Annotated in this window: 13 protein-coding genes; 10 read left to right on the top strand and 3 right to left on the bottom strand. The window is 64.7% G+C overall.

Features of this window, described 5'->3' with window-relative positions; genetic code table 11:
* Positions 1-222 precede the first annotated feature (222 nt).
* The 5 genes from SMA01S_RS19265 (at position 223) to SMA01S_RS19245 (ending at position 9,351) form a co-directional block, all read left to right on the top strand.
* A complete protein-coding gene (locus SMA01S_RS19265; protein WP_245649339.1) occupies positions 223-3,306 on the top strand; it encodes a TonB-dependent receptor in 3,084 nt (1,027 codons plus the stop codon).
* A 93-nt stretch (positions 3,307-3,399) separates the two neighbouring features.
* Complete coding sequence (locus SMA01S_RS19260) at positions 3,400-4,908, top strand: tryptophan halogenase family protein (RefSeq protein WP_066826328.1); 1,509 nt, start codon at positions 3,400-3,402, stop codon at positions 4,906-4,908.
* Entirely contained in the window at positions 4,905-6,428 is a 1,524-nt protein-coding gene (locus SMA01S_RS19255; protein ID WP_066826363.1) for a tryptophan halogenase family protein, read from the top strand. The genes SMA01S_RS19260 and SMA01S_RS19255 overlap by 4 nt, the downstream gene beginning before the upstream one ends.
* Before the next feature lie 17 nt (positions 6,429-6,445).
* Positions 6,446-7,099 (top strand): hypothetical protein, encoded by a 654-nt coding sequence (locus SMA01S_RS19250; protein WP_066826325.1) that lies wholly within the window; start codon positions 6,446-6,448, stop codon positions 7,097-7,099.
* 77 nt (positions 7,100-7,176) lie between these two features.
* Positions 7,177-9,351, top strand: a complete 2,175-nt coding sequence (locus SMA01S_RS19245; protein ID WP_066826322.1) for a beta propeller repeat protein — start codon at positions 7,177-7,179, stop codon at positions 9,349-9,351.
* Here SMA01S_RS19245 and SMA01S_RS19240 read toward each other — a convergent pair whose 3' ends face one another.
* Positions 9,352-10,644 (bottom strand): L-fuconate dehydratase, encoded by a 1,293-nt coding sequence (locus SMA01S_RS19240; RefSeq protein WP_066826320.1) that lies wholly within the window; start codon positions 10,642-10,644, stop codon positions 9,352-9,354.
* A gap of 135 nt (positions 10,645-10,779) precedes the next feature.
* Here SMA01S_RS19240 and SMA01S_RS19235 point away from each other — a divergent pair, with 135 nt between their 5' ends.
* Together SMA01S_RS19235 and SMA01S_RS19230 are read left to right on the top strand one after the other, a co-directional pair.
* Positions 10,780-11,142, top strand: coding sequence for an L-rhamnose mutarotase (locus tag SMA01S_RS19235; protein ID WP_066826317.1), 363 nt, complete (start codon positions 10,780-10,782; stop codon positions 11,140-11,142).
* Positions 11,139-12,137, top strand: a complete 999-nt coding sequence (locus SMA01S_RS19230) for an aldo/keto reductase (RefSeq protein WP_066826314.1) — start codon at positions 11,139-11,141, stop codon at positions 12,135-12,137. The genes SMA01S_RS19235 and SMA01S_RS19230 overlap by 4 nt, the downstream gene beginning before the upstream one ends.
* 16 nt (positions 12,138-12,153) lie before the next feature.
* Here SMA01S_RS19230 and SMA01S_RS19225 read toward each other — a convergent pair whose 3' ends face one another.
* A complete protein-coding gene (locus tag SMA01S_RS19225; protein WP_066826360.1) occupies positions 12,154-12,939 on the bottom strand; it encodes an IclR family transcriptional regulator in 786 nt (261 codons plus the stop codon).
* Between the two features lie 182 nt (positions 12,940-13,121).
* On the opposite strand from SMA01S_RS19225, the gene fucP reads away from it, so the two are divergent.
* On the top strand, positions 13,122-14,387 hold the full coding sequence (fucP, locus tag SMA01S_RS19220; protein WP_066826311.1) for an L-fucose:H+ symporter permease: 1,266 nt from the start codon (positions 13,122-13,124) through the stop codon (positions 14,385-14,387).
* Positions 14,384-15,169 (top strand): amidohydrolase family protein, encoded by a 786-nt coding sequence (locus SMA01S_RS19215; protein WP_066826308.1) that lies wholly within the window; start codon positions 14,384-14,386, stop codon positions 15,167-15,169. The genes fucP and SMA01S_RS19215 overlap by 4 nt, the downstream gene beginning before the upstream one ends.
* A 46-nt stretch (positions 15,170-15,215) precedes the next feature.
* Here SMA01S_RS19215 and SMA01S_RS19210 read toward each other — a convergent pair whose 3' ends face one another.
* Positions 15,216-16,535 carry a DUF1552 domain-containing protein gene (locus tag SMA01S_RS19210; RefSeq protein WP_169804278.1) on the bottom strand — a complete coding sequence of 440 codons (1,320 nt, stop codon included), beginning with the start codon at positions 16,533-16,535 and terminating at the stop codon, positions 15,216-15,218.
* Positions 16,536-16,609: 74 nt separating this feature from the next.
* Between SMA01S_RS19210 and SMA01S_RS19200 the strand changes: the two genes are divergently transcribed.
* Complete coding sequence (locus SMA01S_RS19200; protein ID WP_066826299.1) at positions 16,610-17,398, top strand: AraC family transcriptional regulator; 789 nt, start codon at positions 16,610-16,612, stop codon at positions 17,396-17,398.
* Positions 17,399-17,664 lie beyond the last annotated feature (266 nt).

The raw sequence follows: 17,664 nt of genomic DNA, 5'->3' as shown, positions 1-17,664 counted from the left end.
GATGAAAACTGTCAACGCCAATGAAAAATAAATTTTGGTAGCGCAATCATTTTCGTTGAAGTCGCGATTTTCGGGTGTTAGTCAGACGATGAGCCGGGGCGCTTAACGACCTCGGTAGAACATGCGGCACCCCGGAGGTGCACGTGGGAGGAAAGGGGCGACCGGATGCCGGCCGACCTGTCATTCACACGCTTCCCGGGCCTGCGTTCAGGAGGGAAGTTAATGTTCCAGTTGAATTTGCTTGAAAGCGCAATCCAGTCGGGCGCGGAGCGCCGCAACTTGCGCGGAGGCACCTCGGTCCTCGCTTTGGCATTCGCGGCCATGCTCGCCGTTCCGGCGCACGCGCAAACGACCGCCAATGCCAGCGCGCCGGCCGATGCGGCTGCGGCCGACAAGCCCGCCGACGGTCAGGCGACCAATGACCAATCGACGATCAATACGCAGAGCAAGGGCGATATCATCGTCACCGGCATCCGCGCGTCGGTGCAGAGCGCGACTCAGCGCAAGAAGAATTCCGAACAGATCATCGACTCGATCACCGCGACCGATATCGGCGCGCTGCCGGATCGCTCGGTGTCCGAGGCGCTGCAGCGTATCGCCGGCGTCACGCTCCAGCGCACCAACGAGAATCGCGACCCTGCGCGCCTGTCGTCCGAAGGCGGCGGCGTCTTCATTCGCGGGCTTTCCTTCGTCCGCTCGGAACTCAACGGCCGCGACGTCTTCTCGGCGAATAATGGCCGTGGCCTGTCGTTCGAGGACGTCTCCTCCGACCTGCTCGCCGGCGTCGACGTCTACAAGAACCCCTCGGCCGAACTGGTCGAAGGCGGGATCGGCGGCATCGTCAACCTGCGCACGCGCAAGCCGTTCGACGCGAAGGGCCTGGTCATCGCCTTTTCGGGCGACGCCAATTATGCCGATTTGCGCAAGAAGACCTTCTTCTCGGGCAATATCCTCGCCAGCGACCGCTGGCAGTCTCCGCTCGGCGAAATGGGCCTGCTGGTTTCCTACAGCCTCGGCAATGTCGGCAACCGCACCGACAGCATCACCGGCGGGCGCTATGATGCCAAGCCTCTGACCGCTCCCCAAGGTGGATTCGCAACGGGTACTAACGTGTATGTCCCGGCGGGCATGGGATTCCGCCGGATCGACTGGCAGCAGCGCCGCACGGCGATCGATGCGGCGTTCCAGTGGAAGCCGAGTGACACCTTGCTCATCACCCTCGAGGGGCTGATTGCCAAGGCGACACCGCAGGATATCGAAAATGCGGTCGGCGACTACGATACGCCTGACGTCAATAACACAGCCAACAACACCAACCTGAGCTATGGCCCGCAGGGCCAGTTGCAGTCCGGCACGCTCGCCAACCGCAATCTCAACTTCGATACGCGCTCGGGCAAGCAGACCAAGAAGACGCAGGATTATTCGTTCAATCTGCGTTGGACTCCCAATGCCAATTGGGCAGTCAGTGCCGATGTCCAATATGTGAAGTCGACGGCCCAGGTTTACAGCATGACGGCCTTCACCCAGGCCGGCATCCCCTCGACGATCAAGTTCGACTTCAGCGGCAACGATCCTGCGATGACCATCACGCCGACCGCAGGCGGCAGTTACAGCGACAAGAGTGCCTATTGGTGGGCGGCCGCGATGGATCACATCGAGGACAATGAGGCCCATGAATGGGCCGAGCGCGCCGATGTCGAATATACCTTCACCGACTCGCCGTTCCTCAAGTCGTTCCGCCTTGGCGGCCGGGTCACCGACCGCAACGCGACCACGCGTCAGACCGGCTACAATTGGGCGTTGCTGTCGGCGCAATATTGGGGTGGTGGTACGCCGGTCACGCTGAACCAAACCGGCTTCAACGCGACGCACCAGAACGCTTTGCTGCCGGCGCAATCGAACCTATTCAATTACAACAACTTCTTCCGTGGCCAAGTGCCGTCGGTCGGCGGCTATTGGTTCCCGACCGCCGCTTTGGTCCAGAACGGCACCGCCAATGCCTATAATTACCTCAGCAACACCGAATCCGCCGGCTGGGGCTGGGTACCGCTGACCAACAATTATGCGGCGGCTGCTCCTGGTGCCGACAATGTCAGCGGCGGCATCAACGACCAGAGCGAGCGCACCTATGCCGGCTATGCTCTGCTGCGATTCGGTCAGGATCAGGGCAGCGGCTTCCATTTCGACGGCAATGTCGGCGTGCGCATCGTCCGCACCGAAACCGGTACAACGGGATCGGCGGTTCGCATCACCGCGCCGACCGGCCCGTCTTGCGCCAATGGCAACCCGAATAACATCAGCGCGGCAAATTGTGCGCTGATCGCACAGGCCACGGCCTTCGCCGGGGGCAACCTCGTCGGGCCGCCCCAGGCGACAAAGGGGTCCTATACCGACGTCCTGCCCAGCTTGAACCTGCGCTTCTTCCTCAACGACCGGGTCCAGCTGCGCCTTGCCGCGGCCAAGGCGGTCGTACGGCCGACATTCTCGCAGCTCAATCCGTTTACGTCGCTCGGCTTCAGCTTCGATTCGACCACCGGCGACCCCAACGGCGTCGGCGTCGGCGGACGAAAGACGGCATACACCGGTAGCCAGGGGAACCCGAGCCTCAAACCGACCCGCGCGAACCAGTTCGACGCCAGCCTCGAATGGTATTTCGGAAAATCGAACAGCCTGACCCTGGCGGCGTTCTACAAGGACATCAGCAACTACATCTTTGCCGGTGTCGTATCGCAAACCTATACCAGCGGCGGTCAGTCGTACACGTTCGACGTAACGAAGCAGACCAATGGCGCGCACGGCAAGATCAAGGGCTTCGAACTCGCTTACACTCAGTTCTTCGACGGACTGCCCGGCGCGCTTGGCGGCTTCGGCTTCCAGGGCAATTTGACCTATGTCGACTCCAATGGCGGCGCGAATACCGCCGTCAACGTGTTCGACGCCAACCAGACCAACAACGTCAAAATCTCCAACCTGCCGCTCGAGGGCCTGTCGAAATGGTCCTACAACGTCGCGGGAATCTATGAGAAATACGGCGTATCGGCACGCGTCGCCTATAACTGGCGCTCGCATTACCTGCTGACCACGTCCGCCGCGAACATCAATTATCCTGTCTGGTCCGAAGCCTATGGCCAGCTCGACGGATCGGTGCTCGTGACGGTGTTCAAACATTATAAGGTCGGCGTGCAGGCAACCAACCTGCTCAACTCGCGGACGTTCCTCGATGTCGGCGATACCAATTTGCGGCCACGCTACAGTTGGACCGATACAGACCGACGGTTCGCGTTCATCTTCCGCGGCTCGTTCTGAGCTTCCTTGCGAAGAAGCAACTAGAGGTCTCCGCATCCTTGCGGGGACCTCTTTCTTCGCCCATCAAGGGTAACTAGCCGGCGACTCCATGATATGAATCAAGCGGCGCTTAAGAAGATCGTCATCGTCGGCGGGGGCTCCGCGGGATGGATGGCGGCCGCGACATTTGCCCGGTTTCTTCCCCCGCCCGCCTGCGAGATTGTGCTGATCGAATCCGACGAGATCGGTATCGTCGGCGTCGGTGAGGGCACGGTGCCCTTGATGACTCATTTCAACGGGTTGCTCGGCATCGACGAACGCGATTTCGTCGCGGCCACCAACGGCTCGTTCAAACTCGGCGTGGAGTTCCGCGACTGGGGCGAAGTGGGCAATCTACATTTCAATGGCTTCGGCGATTATGGCGACGCGATCGAGGGAATCTCGCCGCACCATCACTGGCTCAAGCTCCACCGCATGGGCGACCCGCGACCAATCGAGGATTGGTCGATGCCTTATGCCGCCGCCCGACGAGGCCGCTTCGCCCCGGCCGAGACGCTGCCGGCCGAAGACGCCTTCTTCAAGCACGCCTACCATTTCGACGCCGGCCTCTATGCCCGCTTCCTGCGCGCCCATTCGGAAGCGCGCGGCGTGCGCCGGCGCGAAGGGCGGATCACGGGGGTAGACCTCGATCCCGAGACCGGCTTCGTGCGAAGCGTGACGATGGCCGATGGCGAGACGATCGGCGGCGATTTCTTCATCGATTGCTCGGGTTTCGTCGGGTTGTTGATCGACAAGGCGCTCGGCATCGGCTTTCGCGACTGGTCGAGCCTGCTGCCCTGCGACCGCGCGGTCGCGGTGGGATCCGAGCCGGTCGAGCACCTCACGCCATTCACGCGCTCGACCGCTAAGACGGCGGGCTGGCAGTGGCGCATCCCGCTGCAGCATCGCACGGGTAATGGCCACGTTTATTGCAGCGATTTCATCTCCGACGACGAGGCAGCGGCGACGCTGCTCGACGGGCTCGACGCGCCGGCCTTGGGCGAGCCGCGCCTGCTCAGGTTCAAGACGGGGCATCGCCAGCGTTTCTGGGAAAAGAATGTGGTGGCAGTCGGGCTTGCCGCCGGGTTCATGGAGCCGCTCGAATCGACCAGCATCCAGCTGATCCAGACCGCGCTTGCGCGCGTGATCGAATTGCTTCCGGACCGCCGCTTCGACCCGGTGATGATCGAGGAATATAACCGCGTCACGCAAGGCGAGTGGGAGCGGATTCGCGATTTCCTGATCCTGCATTACTGTCCGACACGGCGGCCCGAGCCGTTCTGGCGGCATTGCGCGCAGCTGCCGATTCCCGACACGCTCGCCTACAAGATCGCCGTGTTCGAAAGCTGTGGTCGCGTCGCCTTGTTCTCCGAGGAATCGTATCAGGAACCCAGTTGGGTGGCGATCTTCCTGGGCAACAACATGCTCCCGCGTCGTTACGATCCGCTCGTCGACCGGCTCCCGCCCGAGCACCTCCGGGGCGGCATGAACCAGCGCGCAAACGCAATCGCGCGCGCCGCCGAGCGCATGCCCGAGCAAGCGGCGTTCATCGCCAGTTGCTGCGCGGCGAAGGCAGCGGCATGAGCGGCGGGCCCGGTCCGATCCGCTCGATCGTGATCGCCGGTGGTGGCACCGCGGGCTGGATGGCGGCCTCCGCCTTGTCGCTGGCGATGGGCGCAAGCGGCTGCACGATCACGCTCGTCGAATCGGAGGAGATTGGCACGGTCGGCGTCGGCGAGGCGACGATCCCGCCGCTCCAATTGTTCAACGGCCTGCTCGGCATCGACGAGGACGAATTCGTCCGGGCGACCGGCGGAACCTTCAAACTCGGGATCGAGTTTGTCGACTGGACGCGCCGGGGCCATCGCTATTTTCACCCATTCGGCCGGTACGGCGACGATTTCGGCATGACCCCGTTCCACCAGCAATGGCTGCGCTGCCGCGCGGCGGGGGATGAGATACCGCTCTCGGCTTTCTCGCTGACCGAGCAGGCGGCTATGGCGGGCAAGTTCGACCGACCGGGCGCGGCATCGCCCGGTGTCTTCTCCACCTTTTCCTACGCGTATCATTTCGACGCGATGCTCTACGCGCGCTTCCTGCGGAATTATGCCGAGGCCAAGGGCGTGCGCCGGGTCGAGGGCAAGATCGCCGATGTGGGGATCAATGGCGAAAGCGGGTTGATCGAACGGCTGACGCTCGACGATGGGCGTGAGGTCGCGGGCGAGTTGTTCATCGACTGCACCGGCTTTCGCGGGCTGTTGATCGGCCAGGCGCTGGGCGAACCTTATGAGGATTGGAGTCGCTGGCTGCCCTGCAATCGCGCGCTGGCGATGCCGAGCGAACGGCTTGCCGACTTGCCCCCCTATACGCGTTCGACCGCGCGTAGCGCTGGCTGGCAATGGCGCATTCCGCTTCAGCACCGCACCGGCAACGGTCACGTCTATTGCAGCGAGTTCATCTCCGACGACGAGGCGGCGCGCGTGCTAGTCGAGGATGTGGGCACGGCCGCGACGGGTGAGCCCCGTCCGTTGCGCTTCACCACCGGACGGCGTCGCAATTTCTGGGCCGGGAACTGCGTGTCGCTGGGGCTAGCCTCCGGCTTCCTCGAACCGCTCGAATCGACCAGCATCCACCTGATCCAGTCGGGCCTCACCAAATTGCTCGCCTGGTTTCCCGATCGTGGCTTCGACCCCGGCGTGCGTTCCGAATATAACCGCCAGGTCGCCGCCGAATATGAGAGCGTGCGCGATTTCCTGGTGCTCCATTATAACCGCGTCGAGCGTGACGATTCCGAATTCTGGCGGATGTGCCGGGCGATCGAGATTCCGGAGACGCTGGCCGCCAAGATCGACGCGTTCGAACGCACCGGCCGACTGCTGGACCGCGGCAAGGATCTGTTCGAGGTAACGAGTTGGCTCGCCGTACTGCTGGGGCAGGGGGTGACGCCGCGCGGCTACGATCCGATGACGCTGGCGGTACCCGAGGGCGATGCGCGCCGCGTGCTTGCCGCGATGCGTAAGGTGATTGGCGATACCGTCGGCCAAATGCCCTCGCAGGCCGCATTCATCGACCGCCATTGCCGGATGCCGGGGGGCAGCGCCTGAAGAGGAAAGGATCGGACATGAGGATAGCAATTCCGCTGACCGCATTATTTGCCTTCGCCATCGGCCCGGCCTGGGCGCAGGAGATCGCGCCGGTCGACGGCAAACCCGGAAGCGATATCGTATCGCCCGGCAAGGTCGGCGACGTTCACGTCGTTGCCGAGGGCAGTTTGGCCAAAGGCCGCCTGGTGCTCCACATCGTCGCGGTCAATCGCGGCAAGGCGGCTGCGGTACTCGGGCCGGGCGACATCTCGATCGCCGATGCCGACGGCAAGGCGATCGCGATGGTGCCGCGCGAAACCTTGCTCGTCGAAGCAGCGGAGAAGCCGTCGGTCGCCGGCGGAAGCGCCGCGGCGTCCGCTTATGCGGCGTCGACCTTGTCGACCAACGGGGTGGGTCAGCTCGACACGACCGGTTATACCGGCGGGATGGCGTCGGTTTCTTCGGGCGTGCCGCAGGACACGATCGACCGCACCCGGTCGGCGGCGCCGAGGGTCAATGTCAGCAAGCTCGACGAGGTGCTGCTCAAACAGGTCGACGTCCAGCCGGGCGGGGTCGAGGGCGGCCAGGTGGTGAGCGAGAAGCTGAAACTCCGCGGCGACCGGATCGTGACGATCACGATATCGTTCGCCGGCGAACGTCACGTCGTGCGGCTGCCGGCGCCGAAGAGCTGACGAGCAACGACGCGTTTCCTCCCTATCCGTCCCCAACTGGAATTCGAACTAATCGCATGATTGTCAGACGAATCGTCATGGCCCTGGTCTTGACCGGGCTCGCCGTGCTCGCGCCCGCCTCCGCCATGGCACCGGCCGGCGCGCCCTATCGCTGGACCAATATTACCGTCGGCGGCGGCGGGTTCGCGCCGGGCATCGTCTTCAGTACCGCGGCGCCGGGGCTCGCCTATCTGCGCACCGATATGGGCGGTGCCTATCGCTGGGAGGACAAGACCGGCACCTGGGTGCCGTTGATGGATGGCATTGCGGAGGGAAGCTATTTCGGGGTCGAGAGCATCGCGCCCGATCCGGTCGCGCGCGACCGCGTCTATGCCGCGGTCGGCATGTCGTTCCGCGGCGCTGCCGCGATGCTGCGCTCGGACGATCGCGGGACGCATTGGCGGACGGTCCCGGTACCGTTCCGCATGGGCGGCAACGAGGCAGGGCGGGGCCTGGGCGAGCGGTTGGCGGTCGATCCGCGCGACACGCGGCAGCTATTGTTCGGGTCGCGTCACGATGGTCTGTGGCGGAGCGACGATGCCGGGCTTCATTGGCGGCGAGACAAGGCCTTTCCCTATGCCGGCGCCGGGGCGCCTCCGCCCCGCGAAACGCATGCCGGGATCGGTTTCGTCCTGTTCGACCGCGGTCGCTCGCGCGTCTTTGCCGGTATCGCCGACGCGGGAAGCGCGGGGCTGTTGCGATCGGACGACGATGGCAAGAACTGGTCGCGCGTGATCGGCGGCCCCAAGGGGTTGTTGCCGGTCAAGGCGGCGATCGACCGCGCGGGCCGGCTCTACGTGACCTATGCCGACGGCGTCGGGCCGAGCGGCGTCACCAGAGGCGCGATCTGGGCGCTCGAGCCATCGGGCGAGTTCCACGACATTACGCCTGATCCGCGCCCCGACGCACCGCCTGGCGGCTATATCGGCATCGCCGCCGATCCGAAGCGCGGGGGCATCGCTTATGCCTCGACCTTCAATCGCTGGAAGCCGGGCGACACCCTGTGGCGCACGACCGACGGCGGCCGGCACTGGGCCGATCTCGGTCCGCTGAGCCGGCGGGACACGCGCGCGACGCCGTTCCTCAATTGGGGCCGCCCGGAAGCCGCTCTCGGCCATTGGATAGCCGGGCTGGCGCTCGACCCGTTCGATCCCGGGCGGCTGGCCTATACGACCGGCGACACGGTCTATGTCACGAACGATGCCGCCAAGCCTGCGTTGCTCTGGACGCCCTGGACCAAAGGCGTCGAGCAGACCGCGATCATCACGCTGACCAGCCCGACCGCCGGCGCACCTTTGATCTCCGGCTTCGGCGACCTCGGCGGGTTCGTCCATCGCGATTTCGGGCGCTCGCCGCCGGGCATGTTCCTGTCGCCGCGCAATACCAATACCAATACGCTCGATTATGCCGGCCGCGCCGGGCTCGTGCTGGTGCGCAGCGGCAATGTCCATGACGGGCAGGAGATCGAGGCCGGCCTCGGCTGGTCCGACGATGGCGGCGCAAGCTGGCATCCGTTGCGGACGCCCTTGTGGAACGACGGGCATGGCCTGGAAGCGCAAGGCAAGGCACCGATTACCGTTTCGGCCGACGGCCAGCGCTTCTTCGTCGCCGCGGAACGTCCGCTGCTGACGCGCGATCGCGGCAAGAAGTGGGTCGAGATTGTCGGACTGCCCCGCAATGTCCGGATCGTTGCCGACAAGGTCGACGCCAGGCTCGCCTGGGCGATCGATCCCGACACCCGTCGGATCTTCGCCAGCGTCGATGGCGGCGAGCATTTCGCGCCGATGGCGACACGAGGCTTGTGTGCCGATCTGTCGCTGGCTCGTCCTCGGGGCCGCGAAAGCCAGCCCGCTCTGGTCGCTTCGCCCTTCGCGCCGGGCGACCTGTTCCTGCTGTGCGGCACTGAGCTTTACCGCAGCCGCGATGGCGGCCCGACCTTTCAGCGGCTCGCGCCCGATCTCGATATCGCCTTGTTCGGCCTGGGGCTCGGCAGCTCGCCGGCAAATCCTGCCGTCTATGCCGTCGCCAGGCGCGCCGAAGAGACCGGCATATGGCGATCGCCCGATGGGGGCGCCCATTGGGGTCGCATCGACGATGCAGAACATCGCTGGGGCGGCCGCTTCCGCGTGATTTCGGGCGATCCCCGCCGCCGCGGCCGAGTCTATATCGGAACCGACGGACGGGGCATTCTCTATGGCGATCCCGCCGGCTGATCAGGCCGCCGCGGCGGCCTTTCGAAAGGCGAAGGCGGCGAGCGTGGCCGGCTTCATCTCGATCGAATAGCCAGGCGCTCGCGGCACGCGATAGGCGCCGTCGGCCACTTCGCACGGCTCGACGAAATGCTCGTGAAGATGATCGACATATTCGGCGACACGGCCGTCTTTGGTGCCGGCGAAGCAGAGACAATCGATCATCGCCAGATGCTGGACATATTCGCACAACCCGACGCCGCCGGCATGCGGGCAGACCGGGAGATCGTATTTCGCCGCCATCAGCAGCACCGCCAGCACTTCGTTGACGCCGCCCAGCCGGCACGCGTCGAGCTGCACCACGTCGATCGCGCCGCGCATGATGAATTGCTTGAACAGGATACGGTTCTGGCACATCTCCCCCGTCGCGACCTTGACCGGCGCGATCCCTTCGCGAATGCGCCGGTGCCCCTCGATATCGTCGGGGCTGGTCGGTTCTTCGATGAACCAGGGGCTGGCGAAAGCGAGCTCACGGACATGCGCGATCGCCTCCTCGACTTCCCACACTTGATTGGCGTCGATCATCAACTGGCGATCCGGTCCGATCGCTTCACGCGCCAGGGTGACCCGGCGGATGTCCTCCTGCAGCGAGCGCCCGACCTTGAGCTTGACGTGATTGAACCCCGCGGCGACGGCTTCGCGGCAGAGCTGGACCAATTTCTCGTCCGAATAGCCCAGCCACCCTGCCGACGTCGTGTAGCAGGGGTAGCCGTTCGCCTCGAGGTCGGCGACCCGCATTGCCTTTCCCGCTGCGCGCTCGGTCAGCAGCGCCACCGCTTCCTCGGGCGTGATGCAGTCGGTGATGTAGCGGAAATCGATCAGCCCGACGATCTCCTCGGGGCTCATCTCGCCGACCAGCCGCCACAGCGGCTTGCCGGCCTGCTTCGCCAGCAGATCCCACACAGCATTGACCACGGCGCCGGTTGCCAGATGGATCACGCCCTTTTCCGGCCCGATCCAGCGGAGCTGGCTGTCGCCCGTCATGTGCCGCCAGAAACGCGCGCCATCAGCCCGGATCCAGTCGAGGTGCAGTCCTTCGACCAAAGGTGCCAGTGCCTCGATCGCGGCGCAGCAGATATCGTTGCCGCGGCCAATCGTGAAGGTCAGACCGTGTCCGGTGAGATCGGGCTGGTCGGTCTCGAGGATGCAATAAGCGGCCGAATAATCGGGATCCGGATTCATCGCATCCGACCCGTCGAGCCGCGTCGAGGTCGGGAACCGGATGTCGAGCACACGAAGCTTGACGATGCTGGCCATGGCGTTCGCGTTCTGCCCCCGTCGTTGTCGGCTAATATTTTGCTGGTGTAGTGTATTTTCATATGTGCTGATTGCCGTCGGCGCAAGCGCGCTTTAGGGTAGGGACCGTCGCCGAGCGGTCGATAGGAGGGGAATATGGGAAATGCCGATCCGTCCGAAGTGCCTGCTACCCGGCGCTTTTGCTACGTGCTCGACCTGATCGACGACGCGGCACTGATCGCCGAATATGAGGCACGCCATGCCCCCGGATCAGGCTGGCCGGAAGTGGTCGCTCATATCCGCGCCCAGGGCGCCGAGCATATGGAGATCTGGCGTGCGGGCGACCGGCTGATGATGATCGTCGAAGCGGTAGACGATTATCCGCGGCCGGTTCCGGCTCCGCCCGAGATCGACCGTTGGGAAAGCTTGATGTGGCGGTTCCAGCGACCTTTGCCGTTCGCGCGCGCAGGAGAGAAATGGGTGCAGATGACGCAGATCTTCGACCTGGACGCGCAATGACCGGCCTGAATTTGCCCCCGATCGGCTTCGGGACTGCCCCGCTCGGCAATCTCTATCGGGCGGTCGATGACGACACTGCCGAGGCGACGATCGCCGCGGCGATCGAGGCCGGGCTGCTCTATGCCGATACCGCTCCCTATTACGGTTTCGGACTGGCGGAGACGCGTTTGGGCCAGGCGACCGCTGGTAACGGCGATGTCGTCATCTCGACCAAGGTAGGTCGGGTGCTCGAGCCGCTGGCCGCGACCGCGGAGCGCGACCGCCATGGTTTTGTCGACGCGCCGGCTTTCGCGCCGGTCTATGACTATTCGCGCGACGGGATAATGCGATCGTACGAGGCCAGCTTGAAACGGCTTGGCCGCGATCGCGTGGATATCCTCTATGTCCATGACATCGGTCGCCGCGTCCACGGGGCGGCACATGACGCCCGGATGAGCGAATTGCTGGACAAGGGCGGCTTCGCGGCGCTCGAGGAACTCCGCGACCAAAAGGCGGTGTCGGCGATCGGCGTGGGCGTCAATGAGACCGAGGTGTGTCTCGAACTGATGGAGCGCGTGTCGCTCGATATCATCCTACTTGCCGGCCGCTACACGTTGCTCGAGCAAAGCCCGATCGATGACCTTTTCCCGCGCTGTGCCGCCACCGGAACCGCGCTGGTCCTGGCCGGTGTCTACAATTCGGGAATCCTCGCGCTGGGGGCGGACGCGCCCGCCGCGCATTACGATTATGCCGGCGTGCCCGACGCGATCCGGCAGCGGGTGCGTGCGATCGAACGGATATGCGAGGCGCATCAGGTGACCTTGCCAGCCGCCGCGTTGCAGTTCGTCCTCGCTCACCCCCAGGCAGCGAGCGTGATCGTCGGCCTCGCCAGTCCCGACGAGGTACGGGCGACAATGGCCAATATCGCCGCGCCTGTCCCCGACGGCCTGTGGAGCGATCTGAAGGCGGCGGACGTGTTACGGGCCGACGTGCCCATCCCGGCCCGGAAGGAATAGAGCCGCGACGCGCCGTTCAGGCGCGGCTATCGCCCTCGACGAGTTGTTCGGAAATCGCCTCCGCCGCCTTGCGTACCAACGCCGCGGTCTCGCGCGTGGACGCCGATGGCTGGATCTTCTTCAGATAGGGGACGGTCAGCGCCGCCGCCGCGCTGCCGCCGCGCATCACGGGCGCGGAAATGTCGGTGATCCCGGCGACGAAATGGCTCGGCGTCTGTTCGACATGGCGCTCGGCGATCTCGTCGGCGCGTGCGCGCAGCGCCGCCATCTCGGCTTCGGGGATCGGCGGATCGAACATCTTTTCCCACCGGCGGCGGACGTCCTCGGGCTGATGCGCGTAGAGGATCATGCCCGACGCCGTCTGCATCAGCGGGCGGCGATAGCCGACACGTACCGAAAAACCGATTTGCTCGCCCGATTCCATCCGCGCCACCACCACCATCTGCCCGCGCGTATGCAGTGCGAGGTGGCATGATTGGCCGACGTCGAGCGCGAGTTGACGCATCACCGGCAATGCGACCTCGATCAGATTGGCGGTGCGCGGCTGCTGCATGCCGAGCGAGAACAGCCGGTCGGTCAGGCGATAGCCATCCTCGGCCGGATCCTGTTCGATATAGCCGCGGTGTTCGAGCACCTGGACCATGCGGAACAGTTCGCCATGCGAGCGGTCGAGCGCGTGGACGATTTCGGTCAGCGTCATCGGGCCGGCCTGCGCCGCGAGCAATTCCAGCACGTCCAAGCCCTTTTCGAGCGCCGGTGCGCGATACCGCGAATCCGCGCCGCGATCCTCATCGTCAGCCATCGTCAACGTCCTCGTCTTCGTGGCTGTCTTTGGCATGATGGCCCTCCCGCGTCGATCCACCTATCTTTGTTCACTAGTAAAAAACAGCTTTGCCAGGAGAAAAATTGCTCTAGGCTCGCCAGCAAAAGTCGGAGAGAGAGGATGGCCATGCCGGTGATGCGGATCGACGGGAAGGAACCGGCATGAGCGACGAACCGCCGGTGCCGACGGCGCGCCTATTGCCTTTCGTGCTGATCGTCGCGCTGTTCTTCCTATGGGGGATCGCGAACAATCTCAACGACATCCTGATCGCGCACTTCAAGAAACTGTTCGTTCTCGGCGATCTGCAGGCCGGGCTCGTCCAGTCGGCTTTCTATCTCGGCTATTTCTGCCTCGCCATTCCGGCCGCCTTGTTCATGCGTGCGTATGGCTATCGCGCCGCGGTGTTGCTCGGTCTGTGCTTCTATGGCGCGGGTGCGTTACTGTTCTGGCCGGCAGCAAGCATGCAAAGCTATCCGTTCTTCCTGGCCGCCTTGTTCGTTATCGCAAGCGGGCTTTCGTTCCTCGAGACGTCGGCCAACCCGCTCATCGCGCGGCTCGGACCGTCGGAGAGCGCGGCGCGGCGGCTCAATCTCGCCCAGGCGTTCAACCCGCTCGGCTCGATTACCGGGATCGTCATCGGCAGCCAGTTCATCCTGTCGGGGGTGGCGCACAGCCCGGCCGAGATCGCCGCGATGCCCCCGGACGTCCTGGCGCAGTGGCGCGCGGGTGAAGCCGCCGCTGTGCAGCTGCCCTATCTGCTGATCGGCCTTGGTGTGCTCGCTTGGGCGGTGTTGATCCGGTTGACCGCTTTCCCCGCGATCGCGACGCAGCGCGAGGTCGAGGAAGATGTCGGCGCCCTCGACGATTTTCGCGCCCTGCTCCGTGATCCTCGCGTCCTGCTCGGGGTCCTGGCGCAATTCTTCTATGTCGGCGCGCAGGTCGGCGTGTGGAGTTTCCTCATCCGTTACGCCGAAGTCGCCGTGCCCGGCACGCCCGAGCGCGTCGCGGCGGGCTATCTCACCATCTCGCTCGTCACCTTCATGGCGGGGCGGTTCGTCGGCTCGGCGCTGATGGGCGTGGTACGCGCACCGTCGCTGCTCGCCATTTTCGCGGTGGCCGGCGCCCTGCTGTGTCTCTTCGCCACGATCGTGGGAGGCATGAGCGGCATCGTCGCGCTGATCGCCTCGAGCTTCTTCATGTCGATCATGTACCCGACGATCTTCGCCGAGACGGTCGACGGTCTCGGGGCGCGGACCAAGTCGGCCGCCGCCCTGCTGGTCATGGCGATCGTCGGGGGAGCCGTCTTTCCGGCGGTGATGGGCCTAGTGTCCGATCGCACCGGGTCGATGGTCAACGCGATGGCCGTGCCCGCTTGCTGCTTCCTCGTCGTGCTCGGCTTCGCGTTGACTCGGCGGAAGGCGGCATGATCGACGCCCATGTCCATCTCTGGCGGATCGGCGAGCATGGCTGCACTTGGCCGCCCCCCGATTTGGAGGCGATCCATCGCAATGTCGAACTGCCCGAGCTGCGCGCGCTGGCGGCGGCCAACGGGATTGACGGCGTGGTGCTGGTCCAGAGCCAGGACGATGCCGTCGATACCGGCTGGCTGCTGTCGCTTGCCGATGATCCGCTGGTGCTGGGAATAGTCGGCTGGAGCGATCTGCGGGGCACATTACCGTCGCATCCGATGCTCAAGGGCCTGCGCCCGATGGTGCAGGATCGCGCCGCCGACTGGTATGACGATCCTGCGATCGACGACGCCCTCGCCGCGATGGCCGAACGCGGGCTGGTGCTCGACGCGCTGGTCCGCCCGCGGCACTTGGCCGCATTGCATCGTCTCGCCGCGCGGCATCCGGCGCTGTCGATCGTCATCGACCATGCCGCCAAACCTGATGTCGGCGATCTTCCCGGCTGGGAAGCCGAGATGCGCGCGCTCGCCGATCGCGCCAATGTCGTGTGCAAATTGTCGGGACTGGTCACCGAGCCCGGCCTGACATCGCGTATCGGTGAGATCGCGGCGATATTGATCGACGCATTCGGCGCGGACCGATTGATCTGGGGGAGCGATTGGCCCGTCCTCACCCTGGCCGAGGATTATGCGCCCTGGCTCGCCCAGGCGCAGGCCCTGATCGCGCCGAGCGCCCGGGACGCGGTGTTCGGCGGTAATGCACGACGCGTCTACGCCCTCTCCGGCGCCAGCCCTTCCTGACGAGGCACGCCTCGGCTTTGTCGGGGGAAATGAGCCGGGCCTCGCGTTAGAGAGCGATCGCTCCGGTGCTGTCGCCGAACCGCTCCATCTCCATTCCCAGGGAGTGGGCAACCGATAGAAGGACGTTCGCCATCGGCGTGCCCGGCGCGGACATGATGTGTTGACCGCCCGCGATACGCCCGCCGGCGTGACCGGCCAGGATCAGCGGAAGGAAGTCATGCGCATGGACGTGGGAGTCGCCGATCGGACTTCCGTAAAGCGCCACCGATTGACGCAGAAGATTGGAGGCGCCGTCGGCGGTCTCGTGAAGCCGCTCGAGAAAATACGCGAATTGCCGCACGTGAAAGGCATTCAGCCGACCGAATGCTTCGATCTTCTCGGGCTCTTCGGAATGATGCGACAATATGTGGAATGGCCCGTCGACACCGCTCTCGGAATAGACCCGTTGGCTGCGGTCCATGCCAAGTTTTACCGTCGCGACGCGCGTGATGTCCGCTGCGAAAGCGAGGACGAGAAGATCGCTCAGTAACCGCACATGTTCGGAAAAAAGCGGCGCGGTGTTCACGGCGCTCTCGAATGCGGCGATGCGCTGCTCCACATCGCGGATTGTCGCCAAATGGGCATCGATCCGCCGCCGGTCAGGAACGCTCAAATCGCGACGAAGCCCGGCCGAGGAGTCCGACACGGCATCGATGATGCTGCCCGTGGAATTGCTCATCCCTGCCGGAGGGCGGCCGAAGAGCGTCGCGAAGGCCGCGCTCAGCCGCCGCTGTGGGCGCAGTGGCGTCGCCGCATCCGCCCAACTGATGCATTGCCGGTAAGCCGCGTCATAGCCGTCTGCCCAAGGCTGCCCGTTTCCAGCATCGTCGGGATCTTCGATGCCGAGTTGGAGCGACGGAACGGGAGTCTCGTCCTGAATGCTCCTGGCGTAGATCTGATCGAGCGATGCGCCGGCGAAGACACCGTGGCCTCTTCGGGGATGCGCCCCCGTCAAGAAGCAAGCCGAAGAACGGGCATGGTCCACGCCCGGCCCAGCTTCGGACGGATCGTGCGAGATCGCGCCCAGGAGCGCGGTGTTGCTGACAATGGTGAGCCCATTGCGAAGCGGCCCGAGCGATTCGAGGATGGGCGTCATCCGAAAGGCTCGCCCCGCTTCGGCTGGGGACCAGAGGTGCCGCTCACGGCCATAGGCAGTGCTGCCGGCCGATCCATGGACCATCTCGAACGCGACAAAACGAACTGGCGGCTCGGCGGCGAAGCGTCGGGCTATGGATGGCACCATCGCATCGAGGAGCGGGAGGGCGATCGCTACTCCGCCGCCGGTCAGCAGCGCGCGACGGTGGAGGGGCCTCAAGCCAATGTGCATGCGCATCTCCCGATATCGGTGTAGGGTGAGGTACGCCTTGCAGCGGTTCCGCTCTATCGGGAGCTTGCCAATCGATGTCGGATTTGCGTCACGCGGCAACGGACGATGACGGGATGGCCCAGCCGGCTGAAGTCCTGACATTTGCGCGCGATTTCCGGCCAGGCGAAACTATTCCGCCGCACCGCCATTCCCGCGATCAACTGGCCTACGCCTCCCACGGCGCGATGACCATTCAGACCCGGGTTGGGACCTGGGTTACACCTGCTCATCGGGCCGTCTGGATTCCCGCGGGCGCTGAGCACCTGATCGTCATGTCCGGCCATGTCGCGATGCGAAGTCTCTATGTGCGGCCGGGATTGGCCGCGCTGCCCTCCGAATGCTGTGTCGTCGGTGTAACGGGCCTGCTTGGGTCGTTGATTGCCCATGCCTGCCAATTCCCGGCCCTGAGTTGCGCGGTCCCCAGAGAGGATCGCCTGATCCGTTTCCTCATCGACCAGCTTGAAGAGGTGCCGACGGCGCCACTGGACCTGCCGAACCCGACAGATCCGCGCGCCTGTCGCGTCGCCGCAGCGCTCGCCGCCTATCCCGCCGATCCTCGACCGCTCGAACAGATCTGCCGGCAAGCGGGCACGAGCAGACGTACGGCCGAACGATTGTTTCTCCGCGAAACCGGCCTCACCATAGGGCGATGGCGAAACCAGCAGCGCCTGGTCCACGCCTTGAGGCGACTGGCGGATGGGGCCAAGGTTATCGAAGCGGCTTTCGAAGCCGGCTATAACAGCCCAAGCGCGTTTACGGCCGCGTTCAAGATGACGTTCGGCACGACGCCGATGGAGTATCTCAAGTCGGGGCGTACGGACTAACCGCGATAAGGCGTCACTGCCGCTGTTCCCGAACCGGTCCTCTGTGCTCTGCTCTTTGCGATTTCCGCCAAGTTTTGAAATCGCTGGTGACCCCTGCGGGACTCGAACCCGTGTTTTCGCCGTGAGAGCGACGGCCAGTGGACGACGTTTTGACGACGGACAGGTCATGGCCCGTGTTTCAGCCGATCTACGGCTACAGGCTCGGGCCGCCTGCGGCGGCCCGGCGGTGTCAAATGTCGGGGGGTTAGCGTCGGCGATATTCGGGC

The sequence above is a fragment of the Sphingomonas mali NBRC 15500 genome (genome assembly GCF_001598415.1).
Classification (GTDB): Bacteria; Pseudomonadota; Alphaproteobacteria; order Sphingomonadales; family Sphingomonadaceae; genus Sphingomonas; species Sphingomonas mali.
The sequence above is the reverse complement of the archived record's forward strand: the minus strand, read 5'-3'. Positions and strand labels throughout refer to the sequence as shown.

Bases quoted from the DNA above. Each gene is read 5' to 3' on its own strand.
- SMA01S_RS19265 (WP_245649339.1), top strand. From the start codon at position 223: ATGTTCCAGTTGAATTTGCTTGAAAGCGCAATCCAGTCGGGCGCGGAG.
- SMA01S_RS19260 (WP_066826328.1), top strand. From the start codon at position 3,400: ATGAATCAAGCGGCGCTTAAGAAGATCGTCATCGTCGGCGGGGGCTCC.
- SMA01S_RS19255 (WP_066826363.1), top strand. From the start codon at position 4,905: ATGAGCGGCGGGCCCGGTCCGATCCGCTCGATCGTGATCGCCGGTGGT.
- SMA01S_RS19250 (WP_066826325.1), top strand. From the start codon at position 6,446: ATGAGGATAGCAATTCCGCTGACCGCATTATTTGCCTTCGCCATCGGC.
- SMA01S_RS19245 (WP_066826322.1), top strand. From the start codon at position 7,177: ATGGCCCTGGTCTTGACCGGGCTCGCCGTGCTCGCGCCCGCCTCCGCC.
- SMA01S_RS19240 (WP_066826320.1), bottom strand. From the start codon at position 10,644: ATGGCCAGCATCGTCAAGCTTCGTGTGCTCGACATCCGGTTCCCGACC.
- SMA01S_RS19235 (WP_066826317.1), top strand. From the start codon at position 10,780: ATGGGAAATGCCGATCCGTCCGAAGTGCCTGCTACCCGGCGCTTTTGC.
- SMA01S_RS19230 (WP_066826314.1), top strand. From the start codon at position 11,139: ATGACCGGCCTGAATTTGCCCCCGATCGGCTTCGGGACTGCCCCGCTC.
- SMA01S_RS19225 (WP_066826360.1), bottom strand. From the start codon at position 12,939: ATGGCTGACGATGAGGATCGCGGCGCGGATTCGCGGTATCGCGCACCG.
- fucP (WP_066826311.1), top strand. From the start codon at position 13,122: ATGAGCGACGAACCGCCGGTGCCGACGGCGCGCCTATTGCCTTTCGTG.
- SMA01S_RS19215 (WP_066826308.1), top strand. From the start codon at position 14,384: ATGATCGACGCCCATGTCCATCTCTGGCGGATCGGCGAGCATGGCTGC.
- SMA01S_RS19210 (WP_169804278.1), bottom strand. From the start codon at position 16,535: ATGCACATTGGCTTGAGGCCCCTCCACCGTCGCGCGCTGCTGACCGGC.
- SMA01S_RS19200 (WP_066826299.1), top strand. From the start codon at position 16,610: ATGTCGGATTTGCGTCACGCGGCAACGGACGATGACGGGATGGCCCAG.